This window comes from Paenibacillus pinisoli (genome assembly GCF_003605435.1).
GTDB classification, from domain to species: domain Bacteria; phylum Bacillota; class Bacilli; order Paenibacillales; family Paenibacillaceae; genus Pristimantibacillus; species Pristimantibacillus pinisoli.
The window spans coordinates 1,238,694-1,251,876 of record NZ_QXQB01000001.1 but is presented as its reverse complement, the minus strand read 5'-3'; the positions used below and the strand labels follow the sequence as shown (position 1 = coordinate 1,251,876).

The 13,183-nt window shown below is 54.7% G+C and carries 13 protein-coding genes; 10 read left to right on the top strand and 3 right to left on the bottom strand.

Annotated features, from left to right (window positions below; genetic code table 11):
* Positions 1 to 104 precede the first annotated feature (104 nt).
* Complete coding sequence (locus tag D3P09_RS05875) at positions 105 to 599, top strand: hypothetical protein (RefSeq protein ID WP_120107969.1); 495 nt, start codon at positions 105 to 107, stop codon at positions 597 to 599.
* A 99-nt stretch (positions 600 to 698) separates the two neighbouring features.
* Positions 699 to 2,045 (top strand): DRTGG domain-containing protein, encoded by a 1,347-nt coding sequence (locus D3P09_RS05870; RefSeq protein WP_243643952.1) that lies wholly within the window; start codon positions 699 to 701, stop codon positions 2,043 to 2,045.
* On the opposite strand, the gene D3P09_RS05865 is transcribed toward D3P09_RS05870, so the two are convergent.
* The 3 genes from D3P09_RS05865 to D3P09_RS05855 form a co-directional block, all read right to left on the bottom strand.
* On the bottom strand, positions 2,042 to 2,356 hold the full coding sequence (locus tag D3P09_RS05865; RefSeq protein WP_120107968.1) for a YtpI family protein: 315 nt from the start codon (positions 2,354 to 2,356) through the stop codon (positions 2,042 to 2,044). The genes D3P09_RS05870 and D3P09_RS05865 overlap by 4 nt on opposite strands.
* Before the next feature lie 190 nt (positions 2,357 to 2,546).
* On the bottom strand, positions 2,547 to 3,056 hold the full coding sequence (locus D3P09_RS05860; RefSeq protein WP_120107966.1) for a sporulation membrane protein YtrI: 510 nt from the start codon (positions 3,054 to 3,056) through the stop codon (positions 2,547 to 2,549).
* Between the two features lie 3 nt (positions 3,057 to 3,059).
* The gene (locus D3P09_RS05855) at positions 3,060 to 3,386 is read right to left on the bottom strand and encodes a YtrH family sporulation protein (RefSeq protein WP_120107965.1); all 327 of its coding nucleotides are present in this window, start codon (positions 3,384 to 3,386) and stop codon (positions 3,060 to 3,062) included.
* A gap of 128 nt (positions 3,387 to 3,514) precedes the next feature.
* Here D3P09_RS05855 and D3P09_RS05850 point away from each other — a divergent pair, with 128 nt between their 5' ends.
* The 8 genes from D3P09_RS05850 (at position 3,515) to D3P09_RS05815 (ending at position 13,183) form a co-directional block, all read left to right on the top strand.
* A complete protein-coding gene (locus D3P09_RS05850) occupies positions 3,515 to 7,267 on the top strand; it encodes a DNA polymerase III subunit alpha (RefSeq protein ID WP_120107963.1) in 3,753 nt (1,250 codons plus the stop codon).
* A 97-nt stretch (positions 7,268 to 7,364) separates the two neighbouring features.
* Complete coding sequence (locus D3P09_RS05845; protein WP_120107961.1) at positions 7,365 to 7,862, top strand: phosphatidylglycerophosphatase A family protein; 498 nt, start codon at positions 7,365 to 7,367, stop codon at positions 7,860 to 7,862.
* Between the two features lie 129 nt (positions 7,863 to 7,991).
* Positions 7,992 to 8,180, top strand: a complete 189-nt coding sequence (locus D3P09_RS05840; RefSeq protein WP_120107959.1) for a glutamate decarboxylase — start codon at positions 7,992 to 7,994, stop codon at positions 8,178 to 8,180.
* Positions 8,181 to 8,219: 39 nt separating this feature from the next.
* Positions 8,220 to 9,092 carry an acetyl-CoA carboxylase, carboxyltransferase subunit beta gene (gene accD, locus D3P09_RS05835; protein WP_120107957.1) on the top strand — a complete coding sequence of 291 codons (873 nt, stop codon included), beginning with the start codon at positions 8,220 to 8,222 and terminating at the stop codon, positions 9,090 to 9,092.
* Positions 9,082 to 10,146: an acetyl-CoA carboxylase carboxyltransferase subunit alpha gene (locus D3P09_RS05830; RefSeq protein ID WP_120107956.1), complete on the top strand. Its 1,065-nt coding sequence runs from the start codon at positions 9,082 to 9,084 to the stop codon at positions 10,144 to 10,146. Before accD ends, D3P09_RS05830 begins: the two co-directional genes overlap by 11 nt.
* Positions 10,147 to 10,241: 95 nt before the next feature.
* Entirely contained in the window at positions 10,242 to 11,996 is a 1,755-nt protein-coding gene (pyk, locus tag D3P09_RS05825) for a pyruvate kinase (RefSeq protein ID WP_120107954.1), read from the top strand.
* Between the two features lie 179 nt (positions 11,997 to 12,175).
* The gene (locus D3P09_RS05820; protein ID WP_120108557.1) at positions 12,176 to 12,637 is read left to right on the top strand and encodes an acyl-CoA thioesterase; all 462 of its coding nucleotides are present in this window, start codon (positions 12,176 to 12,178) and stop codon (positions 12,635 to 12,637) included.
* Between the two features lie 150 nt (positions 12,638 to 12,787).
* On the top strand, positions 12,788 to 13,183 hold the full coding sequence (locus D3P09_RS05815) for an FxsA family protein (protein ID WP_341538277.1): 396 nt from the start codon (positions 12,788 to 12,790) through the stop codon (positions 13,181 to 13,183).

The following is a 13,183-nucleotide window of genomic DNA, read 5'->3' as shown; positions in this document are numbered from 1 at the left end:
TATAGGATGTATATTAAATAGTGACTATAGTCATTGACCAATAGTGGATGATTTATTATAATTAACATAAATATTACAAATGTGTTAGAATGGTGGGATAATAGTTGAAGGAGCAGGGTGAAGAAGGGATGATGGTAGAGGAATTTGAATTTTATAGAAAGGTCCGGGCTTTTTATTGCAATGTGTCGTTCTCGTTGTCCTTCACCTACCGCTTCTCGCACCGGCATAACAAGTCCGCGACAGCAAAGGGGACTTTCAGCTGCGGAGTGAACGCGCATACGCAAACGGTAGAGTATCTGATGCAATTGAAATCGGAACCGATCGAACGGCCTTACAGTGAAAGCGGTTCGTTTTTATTTTCCAGCATTTATGAGGCTATTCCGGCACAAATTATTGAATATATCAATTATCCGATTCACAAGCTCCGCTACCGCGTGCCGATTGATTACGACTGGCAGGAATTTGTCATAGACGGCGCGGAGAGCGCAATCAATGCAAGCACCATGAACGGACTGTTCAAGAAGTGGAAGCTGCTGGGTACTAGCGGCCAGCCGGTCGACGCCCATCTGAAAGTGACGAAGGTAGAGTTGAATTGGTAGATGGCGCCGCTTAAGATCGGGACAAGCCTTCCGGATTTCCGTTTTCCCGATTCCATGGCCTATAATGGAGCTATCGAGGAGGGAACGCACGTGAGCACGATCCATGAATCAGGCAATGATACAACGACCAAGCATGAGCAAATTCTTCAGCATATACAGAGTCTTAAGATTGGCACCAAGATATCCGTCAGAGCCATTGCGAAGGAGCTGAGCGTCAGCGAAGGCACGGTATACAAGGCGTTCAAGGAAGCGGAGGCGTCCGGTCTCGTCAGCACGAAGGAACGTATAGGCACAGTGCGGATCGACCGCAAGCGCCGCGATGCGCTGGATCAATTGACGTTCGGCGAGGTCGCCCAGATCGTAGAGGGGCGGCTCTTCGGCGGGGTTGACGGTTTGGACAAAACATTGCATAAGTTCGTCATCGGCGCGATGGAGCTGGAAGCGATGCTTCGCTACATCGACCAGGGCAGCTTGCTAATCGTGGGCAACCGGGTGAACGTTCACCGCCGGGCTTTGGAGCAGGGTGCAGGCGTATTGATTACAGGGGGGTTCGAACCAAGCGAAGAGGTCATTGCGCTTGCAGACGAGCTCTCTTTGCCGATCCTGTCTTCCAGGCACGATACGTATACAGTTGCTTCTATGATTAACAGAGCGATGTACGACAGGCTGATCAAACGGAAGATTATGCTGATCGAGGACATCGTTACGTTCAGCCGTCCGGCAGATGTGCTTCGCACAGGCGCTATGGTGGCCGATTACAACAAGCTGTCGAAGGAGACGGGATATTCACGCTTCCCGGTCGTTGACGACCGCGGCAGAGTGATCGGGATGATGACGGCGAAGGATGCGGTAGGGTCCAAGGAAGATATTCCGGTGGATAAGGCGATGACCAGACAGCCTATTACGGCTGCTCCTAATATTACGGTGACTTCCGCGGCCCATACAATGGCGGCGGAGGGCATTGATCTGCTGCCGATCGTCGACCGGCATCGCAAGCTGCTTGGCGTGGTGACGCGGCAAGAGGTGCTGGATGCGATGCGATTCGCAGGCAAGCAGCCGGAATCGGGACAGACATTCGAGGATTTGATGTGGGCGGGGTTTATCCAGACGGAGGAGAGCAGCCCGGACGATGCTGGAATCAGCTACAAGGGGGCTATTACGCCGCAGATGTCGGGAACGCTGGGGATGGCTTCCGAAGGACTGCTGACGACGCTGATGGCGCTGGCAGCCAGAAGAATGATCCGGGATACGGGCAAGCGGGACTTCCTGCTGGAGAGCATGACTTCCTATTATGTCAGGCCCGTTCAGATTGATAGTGAAGTGGTTATTAAGCCGCGGCCGCTGGAGCTGAGCCGCAAGTTCTCCAAGCTGGAGATCGAAGTGCTGGACCGGCAGGGATTAGCCGCCAAGGCGATGCTGACGGCCCAGATGATCGACCCTTATTAACGGTGCGGCTGCTCGCTTGCGGGCATTGAACGATAGGCGCTCAGGTTGCGCAGGCCTGCGAACAGATTGAACAGCCCGATGACGATGAAGACCGCGCCAATGATGATGCGAAGCGTTGATTCGCTGGACAGGAAGAGCTGGACAGCGGCTATAAATAGCAGCATAGCGCCCATGCTTATGTTCATTCTGGCCCCTTGTATGCCCTTTGTTCTGGTATCCCTGGCCCGGCGCGACTTGTAGCTGAATACCGTCGAGAGCGCCAGCGTGATCAGGATGCTCGGGAATAGCAGCCATTGCAGCAATTGATCCATGTTATTGATGCAGCTCCTTTGAATTCGAAGAATAGAGGCCGCATACGCTGTAATCGGAGGTTGCGGCTTGTGAATCGCTTTCTATTGTATCAGATTGCGTGCGCGATTGCTTCAAGCCTGTGATCAAAAGCGGACTTTTTGAACGGCCTCATACTGCTCGTGATCAAAAGCGGACTTTTTGAACGACCTCTTAAGATGCGGGAGCTTTGGCATGGGGCAGCGCATTCATCCAGATCTGCAGCACATTGTCCGCGAGCAGCACCGTCTGCAGCTCGACAACATAGTCTTTTCCGTTAATATCTTCATAGACTTTTCTCTCCAGCAGCTTGCGGGCGAATTTGGTGTTGGAATCAACCTCATAGATGCTCTGGCCCAGGAAGATCGAGAGGTCTTCCTTTACCCGCTTAATCAGCTCCGCTTCAGTCACTTTGTCCAGATGGAGCCGCTTGCCGCTGTTCTCGGCGAGCCTGAGCTGAATGCTTTTGATAACCGTATGCTGGTTCTTGTATTGATTCAGCCCCCGAATATCCTGCTCGTACTGCTCCAGCTTGGACTCCAGCTCGTTCTTCGTATGGTACAACGCCTCAAATTGCGCAACAAACAGGGAATTAAGCGTAACCGCGCCTGCCAGCATGCCCAATAAAAAGACGCCGAAAAACTGCATCCCTCTTACATATCGCGAGAACGGCGGCAGCCTCATCGACTACACCGCCCCTTTGCATATAAGCCGGACCAGCTCGGTGGCCATATGCGCGCCCAGGAATGCGAAGAGAATAAAGCAGATTTGCTGCGCGACCGGAGACAGATGGCCCAGCGATATATTGCTTTCAATGACCCGCACTGGATCGATGGAGCCCCCTATCGCTGCTACAATGGCCCATATTTTCAGGCGGAGCGCGGTGTCGAGCATAACGGTGGCAGGCGGCATCAGCATAAAGACGGAGCCGACGCCCGCCAGCATGGCTCCACCGATGACAATGCCAAAGGCGATAAAAAAATCCATACCCGCTTTTGATAAAAAATAGGTCATGCCCCTTGCCTCCAATCCGTGGGTCCGAGCGCTTTATACCATTCTATGGGCGTGTCCAACCCGATTATGATAAAATAGCGTTAACTTTAAAAATGAGAACAGAGGTTTGCTAGAAAGGCGGTCATACCATGGGCGTAAGTGCCGGACAAGAAAAGGCATTTGTACATCTTCATGCGCATAGCGAATATAGCCTGCTTGACGGCGCCGCCCGCATACGGGACTTGGCTTCGCGGGCCGCTGAGCTGGGCATGCACGCGCTTGCCCTGACGGACCACGGCGTCATGTACGGGGCTATTCCGTTCTATCGCGCCTGCCGCGCGAACGGAATCAAGCCGATTATCGGCTGCGAGTTATATTTGACGGCGGGCTCGCGATTCGAGAAGGGAGCCCGGAAGGACAATCCGACCTATCATCTTATCGTCCTGGCGAAGAATGAGACGGGGTACCGCAACCTGATGAAGCTCAGCTCGCTAGCCCATCTGGAAGGCTTCCATTACAAGCCGAGAGTGGATATGGAATCGCTGGCGAAGCATGCTGAAGGCTTGGTCTGCCTAAGCTCTTGTCTGAAAGGCGAGGTGTCCCAGCATCTGCTTTATGACCGTCCGGATGAAGCAAGGGAAGCAGCGCTGAGATACCGGTCGATCTTCGGGGATGACTTCTATCTGGAGCTTCAGGACCACGGCATGCTGGAGCAGAAGAAGGTAGCGGCCGCGATGATCGAGCTTGCGCGGGAGACAGGCATCAAGCTAGTCGCGACCAATGATGTGCATTATTTGCGGCCGGAAGACGCCGGCGTACAGGATGTGCTTATCTGTATCGGCACAGGCAAGACGGTCGAGGATGCGGACCGGATGCGGATGTCGACGGACCAGCTGTATATGAAGAGCGGCGAAGAGATGGCGGCCCTGTACCGCCATGTGCCGGAGGCGATAGCACATACGATAGAGATTGCGGACAAATGCAATCTGGAGCTGACGTTCGGCAGAGCGGCATTGCCGGTGTTCCGTCCCGTCCCGGCGGGGGCGACCTCTGCGCAATATTTGGCGGAGCTATGCCGGAATGGTCTCGCATCGCGATATGCGGGCCTGCCGGCTTGGGCGGATGAATCGGATTTCCGCGCGAAGGCGGAGGAGCGGCTTGCCTATGAGCTGTCCGTCATCGAGAATATGGGCTTTAGCGATTATTTTCTGATCGTATGGGATTTCATCCGCTTCGCTCATGAACGCGGCATACGCACCGGTCCCGGGCGGGGCTCCTCAGCAGGCAGCCTGGTTGCTTATGTGCTGCGGATTACGGATGTCGATCCGCTGAAATACAAGCTGCTCTTCGAGCGCTTCCTGAACCCGGAGCGGATCTCGATGCCGGATATTGATATCGACTTCAATGACGAGCGCCGCGACGAAGTCATAGCTTATGTCTCCGCCAAGTATGGCGAGGAGCATGTGGCCCAGATCATTACGTTCGGCACCATGGCGGCGAAAGCGGCGGTCAGGGACGTAGGCAGAGCGCTGAACGTGCCGTTCCAGGAGGTGGACCGGGCCGCGAAGCTGATCCCGAACCAGCTTGGCATTACGCTTGAGGAAGCGCTGCGCCAGAGCGAGGAGCTGCGGGCCGCCTGCGAGCGGCAGCCGAAGACGGATGCGCTGATGAAAATGGCGATCAAGGTGGAAGGGATGCCCCGCCATGCCTCGACCCATGCCGCAGGCGTTATTATTGCGAAGGAGCCGCTCACGCATTACGTTCCGCTGCAGGGCGGAAGCGAGACGATTCCGCTCACGCAATATTCCATGGAGCATCTGGAAGCGATCGGCCTGCTCAAGATGGACTTCCTGGGCCTTCGTACATTATCCATTCTGGAGCGGACGCTGGACTGGGTGAGGGAGCTGTTCGGCAAGGAAATCGATTTCCGCACGATTGACGACTCCGATCCCGTCACGTATGCGATGCTCGGACGCGGCGATACGACAGGCATCTTCCAGTTGGAGTCGACAGGCATGCGGCGGGTGCTGCGCGAGCTGAAGGCTTCGACCTTCGAAGATATTATCTCTGTGCTGGCGCTGTATCGTCCGGGTCCGATGGAGTTTATCCCGAGGTATATCGGCGGCAAGCATGGCGTGCTGGATGTCGCCTATCCCCATCCGAGCCTGGAGCCTATTCTGAAGGACACGTACGGAATTATCGTCTATCAGGAGCAAATTATGCAGATCGCCTCTCTGATGGCGGGATTCTCGCTTGGCGAAGCCGACTTGCTGCGCCGTGCGGTTTCCAAGAAGAAGCGCGAGGTGCTCGATGAAGAGCGGGCCCACTTCGTGAAGGGCAGCTTGGGGCAAGGGTATAGCGAGGAGGAAGCCAACCGGGTCTATGACATGATCGTCCGTTTTGCCGATTACGGCTTCCCGCGGGCGCATGCCGCCGCATACGGCGTCTTGGCCTTCCAGACCGCTTGGCTCAAGGCGCATTATCCCGTGCCGTTCATGGCTTCCATGATGGCTTCGGTTACAGGCAATATGCGCAAGACGGCGGAATATGCCGACGAGTGCCGCCGGATGGGCATCGAGGTGCTGCCGCCGGATTTGAACGAAAGCAGCGTGTCCTTCACGCCGGTGGGCTCCGCGATCCGATTCGGGCTTGCTTCCATTAAGAACGTAGGCACGCAGGCGATCGACGCTATCCTGAGGGAGCGCGAGAACGGATCGTTCGCCAGCCTTCTTGATCTGTGCAAGCGGGTCGATCTGCGTGTAGTGAACAAGCGCGTGCTGGAATCGCTGATTCAAGCCGGCGCGCTGGATTCCTTGCCTGCCCACCGCGCCCAGCTGCTGGCATCGCTTGAAGAAACGGTGGAGACGGCGGTGAAATGGCGCAAGGAGAAGGAAGAGCTGCAGATCGAGATGTTTGGCTTCGAGGAAGTGCAGAATTGGGATGTGGAGCTGCCGGATATCAGGCCGTTCACAACTTCCCAAAAGCTCGATTTTGAACGTGAACTGCTTGGCATGTACTTGTCCGGACATCCGCTGGATGCGGTAGCCGAACTTCTGGATACGCTGGAGCTGGACCGTCTGGTAGACTTGAACGATGCGGCGGATGGGACAACGGCGGTGGTTGGCGTGATGGTAGCCGGACTGAAACCTTTCACTAATAAGAAAGGCAATGCGATGGGCTTTATGGAGGTCGAGGACCGCATCATGCGGGTAGAGGCCGTCGTGTTCCCGGCTGTATGGAAGCGGGTTGGCGCCAAGCTTGCCAAAGACGGGCTTGTCCTCGTGCAGGCGAAGGTCCAGCACGAGGAAGAAGATTTCAAGCTGCTGGTCGATGACGTCGTTCCAATAGAAGGAACAGACGAATATATGGCAGCGCAGGCAAGGCGCATGCGGCATTCGGCGCGTACCCGCTCGTCCAGAATGGACGGAGCCCGCCCAGTCCAGGCTGGAGGCGCATCGAATCGCGCTGCGGGGCCGCCGCTGCGGCAGGACGCTAATACAGCTGCGCCGTTACGGATCGAGCCTGGCGGAAGCGGGCATTCGGTATCCGCTGAGGGCGGACAGAGCCGGCCAACTAAGAAATCATCATCGCATACGGGCGGGAATGATGCGCCACGGCGGCAACCGGCTGCTTCTGCAGGAATTGCCGCAAGCGGCGGGACGCGGCCTTCAAAACGCCAGCTGCTGTATATCAAGATTGCGGAAAGCAATGAACGCGCTGACGTGCTGAACGCGCTGAAAGGACTTCTTCTGTCCCATCCGGGCATGATGGATTGCGCGTTGTTCTATGAACGGGAGGGCAAGGCCATTGCTCTCAGCGCAAGCCATCGCGTGAAGCCAGGGCCAGAGCTGATGGGGGCGATCGAGGGGCTGCTGGGCGCAGGCACGGCTGTAATCAGATAAAGTGCGGCCGCTCCTCTTATCGGGATTTGTATTTCCATGCACATTATGGCTTGTACACGCATATGCATAGAGATACAAGCAGGCCCCGAGAGGAAGGATGTCCGTGAACGCAATCGAAAAATGGCTGGCAACACGCGGCGTAACTGTGGAGGATGTTGCGGAGATTGTATTTACGCTGCAATCGCCGTACAATCCGGATCTTCGTATAGAGGAATGCCGCGAGAGCGTGCGCGCCGTGCTGGAGAAAAGGGAAGTGCAATATGTGCTTTATACCGGCATCGCCCTTGACGAGCTTGCTGAACGCAAGCTTCTGCCCGAGCCGCTTCAATCTATTATGGAGCGCGATGAATCCTTGTATGGCGTAGACGAGACGCTTGCCCTTGGCATTACGAACGTATACGGCATGATAGGGCTCACAAGCTTCGGATATTTGGACAAAATGAAGCCCGGCATCATACGCAAATTGAATGTCAAAGGCGAAAAAATCCATGTCTTTCTGGACGATTTGGTAGCCGGCCTGGCGGCTGCGGCATCCGCCCGCATCGCCCATGGCGATCCGAAAGCCATCCAATATCATTTGCCCGATTCGCCATAACTATGTTATCATTATGGCATCATATGGCCTTTTGGCGGGATTTGTTTGGTTTTACTAGACAGGACGGCGACAGTCGTGAACGTTTGACAGGTTAACTTTGCTAACGCGGGGTTATCAGGAGGTACCAAGATGTGGACGGTTATCTATATCGCACCAACAGCAAAAATGGCAGAAAACATCAAGAAGCGGCTCACGGAAGAAGGTTTTTTGATAAAGGTCCGGCCCGTCAATCTGTCTAAACAGCAATATGAGATATTAGTTCCGTCAGGCGAGCTAGAGGAAGTGCAGGAAGTATTCAATTCCTTGTTCCGCCCTTGATGGCTAATTCAATATTATTGCGCCTTGAGAGGTGTAACAGTGCAAATTAAGGACTTATTTTCGAAAAAAAAATATGCGACGATCCCTTCGGCGGAGCGTCCAAAGCGAGATATTCCAGAAGGCTTGATGAATAAGTGCTCCAAGTGCGGCACGATTCAATACAGCAAAGAGCTGGAGAAAAATTTGAAGGTATGCTCGTCATGCGGCCATCATTACCGGCTGAGCGCGTGGGAGCGAATCGGCATGACGCTGGACGACGGCAAGCTGACGGAATACGATGCGACGATGGAATCGGTCGATCCGTTGTCCTTCCCGGGTTATGCCAATAAGCTTGAGCAGCAGAAAGCCAAGTCGAATCTTCGCGATTCCGTTGTGACGGGAGAAGGCAAGATTGGCGGTTTTCCTGTTGTCGTAGCCGTAATGAGCTTCGACTTCTTCACAGGTAGCATGGGCTCCGTAGCCGGCGAGAAAATTACTAGAGCGATCGAAGCGGCTCATGAGAAGAAGCTTCCGCTTATCATTTTCTCGACGTCCAGCGGCGCCCGTATGCAAGAAAGTATTCTAAGCTTGATGCAGATGGCCAAGACTAGCGCAGCGCTGGCGAAGTTCCAGGGAGCGGGCGGATTGTATATCTCCGTCTTTACCGATCCGACGACAGGCGGCGTATCCGCCAGCTTCGCGAGCCTTGGCGACTACAATTTGGCCGAGCCCGGCGCGCTTATCGGCTTTGCCGGACGCATCGTAATCGAGCAGACGATTCGCCAGAAGCTGCCGGACAACTTCCAGACAGCGGAATTCAACTTGCAGCACGGTCAATTGGATAAGGTCGTGCACCGCAAGGATATGAAGGCAACGCTCACGAAGCTGCTGGACATTCATTGCGTGAAGGAGGAATCGTTCCATGCCGAATGAATTGCCTTTTGAGAAGCCTATTGTGGAATTGCGCCAGAAAATTAAAGAGCTGAAAAGCCTCAGCGTCGGCAAAGGCATCGACTTCTCCGAAGAGATTCTTCGATTGGAAGAGCGCTGCAAGCAGCTGGAAGAGGAGCTGTACAGCGAGCTGACTGCTGCGCAGAAGATGCATCTGGCGCGTCATCATCAGCGCCCGACGTCGCTCGATTTCATCGGTGCGATCTTTACCGATTTCATGGAGCTGCACGGCGACCGGCTGTTCGCTGATGATCTCGCGATCGTAGGCGGCCTCGCCAAGCTGAATGGCACGCCGGTGACGGTCATTGGCCATCAGCGGGGCAAGGACACGCGCGATAACATCGCTCGCTTCTTCGGCAGTCCCCATCCGGAGGGCTTCCGCAAAGCGCTGCGCTTCATGCAGCAGGCCAACAAGTTCAATCGCCCAATCATTACGTTTATTGATACGAAAGGCGCTTATCCGGGCAATACGGCGGAGGAACGCGGACAATCGGAAGCGATTGCGCGCAATCTGCGCGAAATGGCCGGTTTCGGTGTGCCTATCATCTGTGTGGTCATTGGCGAGGGAGGCAGCGGCGGAGCGCTGGCGCTTGGCGTCGGCAATCGTGTGCTGATGCTGGAGAACGCCATCTATTCGGCAATTTCGCCGAACGGCGCGGCGTCGATTCTCTGGAAGGATGCTTCGAGAGCCGACCAGGCTGCAGAGGCGATGAAGATTACCGCGAAGGACCTGCTTGAATTCGGCATTATCGAGCAGATTATAGAGGAGCCGCAGGGCGGCGCCCACCGCGATCTGGAGTTCCAGTCGGAGCGCATCAGGGAAGGGCTTTGGACTCATCTCCAAGAGCTTCTGAAGATGAGCGCCGATGAGCTGATTGAGGATCGCTACAATAAGTTCCGCAAAATCGGATATTTCCAGATGGCTGAGGCCGAGGCGGCCAGCGAAGCCCAGGATCAATCCCCTCCAGCTGAGCAGGGAAGCGGGCTGGCAGCCAGCGGCTCCCAGGGACAGGAAGCTGCCCCGACTCTTAACTAACGTATACAATCGCTCCACCGCGGGGGACAAGCCCGCGGGAGCGTGTATTTATATTCCATAAAGACATTTCAGGCACTAAACGGAGGAAACATAACATGCGCAAAACTAAGATCGTCTGTACAATCGGACCTTCCAGCGAATCACTGGAAAACACAAAGAAACTGATCCAGGCCGGTATGAATGTAGCCCGCCTCAACTTCTCCCACGGAGATTTCGAGGAGCATGGCAACCGCATCAAAAACGTTGGACTCGCTAACGCTGAGCTCGGCACATCGGTTGCGATCCTGCTGGATACGAAAGGTCCTGAGATTCGTCTGGGCAAGCTGAAGGAAGAGCCGATTGAGCTGGTGCAAGGCGAGGCGATTACGCTGACAACGGAAGAAATTCTGGGCGACCGCACGCGTATACCGGTGACGTACAACAATCTTCCGAATGACCTGTCTGTTGGTTCGACCGTCCTGATCGACGACGGCTTGATCGGCCTGACGGTAGAGTCCATTGAAGGCACGGAAATTCACTGCCGTATCGTGAACAACGGCCCGATCAAGAGCAAGAAAGGCGTAAACGTCCCTGGCGTGAAAATCTCGTTGCCGGGCATTACGGAAAAAGATGCGAACGATATCATCTTCGGTATCGAGCAAGGCGTAGACTTTATCGCAGCTTCCTTCGTGCGCAAAGCAAGCGACGTTCTTGAAATCCGCGAATTGCTGGAGAAGCATAACGCGAGCCATATTCAAATCATCTCCAAAATCGAAAACCAGGAAGGCGTAGACAACCTGGATGAGATTCTGGAAGTGTCCGACGGCCTGATGGTTGCCCGCGGCGACCTTGGCGTTGAGATTCCGGCGGAGGAAGTGCCGCTGGTACAAAAAATGATGATCAAGAAGTGTAACCGTGCAGGCAAGCCGGTTATTACAGCAACACAAATGCTGGACTCCATGCAGCGCAACCCGCGTCCGACTCGCGCAGAAGCGAGTGACGTAGCGAATGCGATCTTCGACGGCACGGATGCAATCATGCTCTCCGGCGAGACAGCTGCGGGCAAATACCCGGTGGAATCGGTACAGACGATGTCCCGTATTGCAGAGCGTGCTGAAAACGCGCTGGAATACCGCGAGATCTTCACGAAGCAAGCGAACGCTCAGCAAACTTCCGTAACGGAAGCGATCAGCCAAGCGGTAGCGAACTCCGCGCTTGACCTGAATGCGAAAGCGATCGTTACCTCTACGCAAAGCGGCTTTACGGCTCGTATGGTATCCAAATACCGTCCGAAGGCTCCGATCATTGCCGTAACGACAGATTCGAAAGTGATGAAGCGTCTGGCACTAGGCTGGGGCGTAATTCCGGTTAAGGGCGATGACGCGGTTACGACTGACGAAATGTTCGAAAATGCGGTTAAAGGCGCAATGGGCACAGGATTGCTCGCGCTTGGCGATACAGTTGTCATTACAGCTGGCGTACCGGTAGGACTTGCAGGCACAACTAACCTAATGAAGATCCACCACATCGGCGAGCTGCTGGCAAAAGGCCAAGGCATCGGCAGCCAGACGGTAACAGGCAAGCTGGTAGTAGCCCGCACGCCGCAAGAAGCGAACGAGAAAGTTCAGCAAGGCGATATTCTGGTTGCTGTATCCACAGACAAGGAATATATGCCTGCATTCGAAAAAGCGGGAGCGGTTATTACGGAGCAAGGCGGCATTACAAGCCATGCGGCAGTATGCGGTCTGAACCTGAGCGTACCGGTTATTCTGGGCGTGACTGGCGCTACGGATACACTGAAGGACGGCATGGAAGTTACGGTTTACGCGGAAACAGGCTTTATCTACTCCGGCCAATCCAAAGTACTGTAATTAACTTTATAAAGAGATAGAAAGCGATGGTGCGTACACCGTCGCTTTTTATTCAACTACAGGACTAACCTCTATTGCGGCCGTGTCGATCAAGACAGACCTCGCTAGAGGTTTTTTCTCACCATAAGCTTATTGAAGGCGGAAGACGCTAACACTAGAACGGAGGAAGGCAGTTGAAGATGGAAGGCACATGGAGATTGTACCCGATTCGGGTCAGATATCAGGAAACGGATCAAATGGGTGTTGTTTTTCACGGCAATTATGTAACCTGGTTCGAAGTTGGACGTACGGAATGGATAAGGGCCGCAGGCTACGATTATAAAACGATCGAAAGCAAAGGGCTGCTGCTGCCCGTCGTTGATCTGCAGTGCACGTATGTTGCGCCTGCCCGGTATGATGATCTCGTTGTCGTGTGCACTCGGATTGCCGGCAGCTCGCCGCTGCGCGTAGAGTTTCAGTCACAGGTTCGCCGGGTATCCGAGGGGGACTTTCGAGCAGCGGAGGTAGCGTATGGCGAAGAACTGCCGGGAGAATTGCTCGTCGAGGGCGGCACCAAGCATGTCTGGGTCAATGACCAATGGCAGCCGGCGCGGCTGAACCGCATCCTTCCGGAGCTGTATGCGCTTATTAGCGGGAAGTAAGGGAGATTGCAGTGGCTGGTGAGCAGCAACGAAGGCAATCCTGCCGACTCATCCAGACCAGATCCGTTTTGAAGCGTATAAGTCGGTTTGCCGGGTCTATCCCTGGTCCTGAAATAATATTATGTGCATGCTACTAGTGAAGGGTGGAATATGATGTATAGGTGGATATTGGCCGCAATTATTGTAGTGCCCATTATCGAGATTTGGGGCATTCTCCGGATGGGCGATTGGATCGGCGGGTGGAATACCTTTCTGCTCATTCTTGTGTTAAGCGCAGCAGGCGCATTGGTCGCGCAATTCGAAGGCCGGAAGGTTTGGGTGGAGGCGCAGAGACAGATGCAGTCCGGACAAATTCCGGGCCGGGCGATGATTGACGGGATATGCGTGCTTCTGGGCGGACTATTGCTGCTTTTACCAGGATTTTTCAGCGATTTGGCCGGAATCATCATGCTTCTGCCGTTCACTAGACCCCTCTTCCGCAATATGATATTGCAGTGGTTAGAGAAACGGATGCGCAGCGGGAACTTTACGATCCGCCGTTTCTAA

Coding starts and splice junctions, on each gene's coding strand:
- D3P09_RS05815 (WP_341538277.1), top strand. CDS start 12,788: ATGATGTATAGGTGGATATTGGCCGCAATTATTGTAGTGCCCATTATC.
- D3P09_RS05840 (WP_120107959.1), top strand. CDS start 7,992: ATGTGGACGGTTATCTATATCGCACCAACAGCAAAAATGGCAGAAAAC.
- D3P09_RS05850 (WP_120107963.1), top strand. CDS start 3,515: ATGGGCGTAAGTGCCGGACAAGAAAAGGCATTTGTACATCTTCATGCG.
- D3P09_RS05820 (WP_120108557.1), top strand. CDS start 12,176: ATGGAAGGCACATGGAGATTGTACCCGATTCGGGTCAGATATCAGGAA.
- D3P09_RS05860 (WP_120107966.1), bottom strand. CDS start 3,056: ATGAGGCTGCCGCCGTTCTCGCGATATGTAAGAGGGATGCAGTTTTTC.
- D3P09_RS05865 (WP_120107968.1), bottom strand. CDS start 2,356: ATGGATCAATTGCTGCAATGGCTGCTATTCCCGAGCATCCTGATCACG.
- D3P09_RS05830 (WP_120107956.1), top strand. CDS start 9,082: ATGCCGAATGAATTGCCTTTTGAGAAGCCTATTGTGGAATTGCGCCAG.
- pyk (WP_120107954.1), top strand. CDS start 10,242: ATGCGCAAAACTAAGATCGTCTGTACAATCGGACCTTCCAGCGAATCA.
- D3P09_RS05855 (WP_120107965.1), bottom strand. CDS start 3,386: ATGACCTATTTTTTATCAAAAGCGGGTATGGATTTTTTTATCGCCTTT.
- D3P09_RS05845 (WP_120107961.1), top strand. CDS start 7,365: ATGTCCGTGAACGCAATCGAAAAATGGCTGGCAACACGCGGCGTAACT.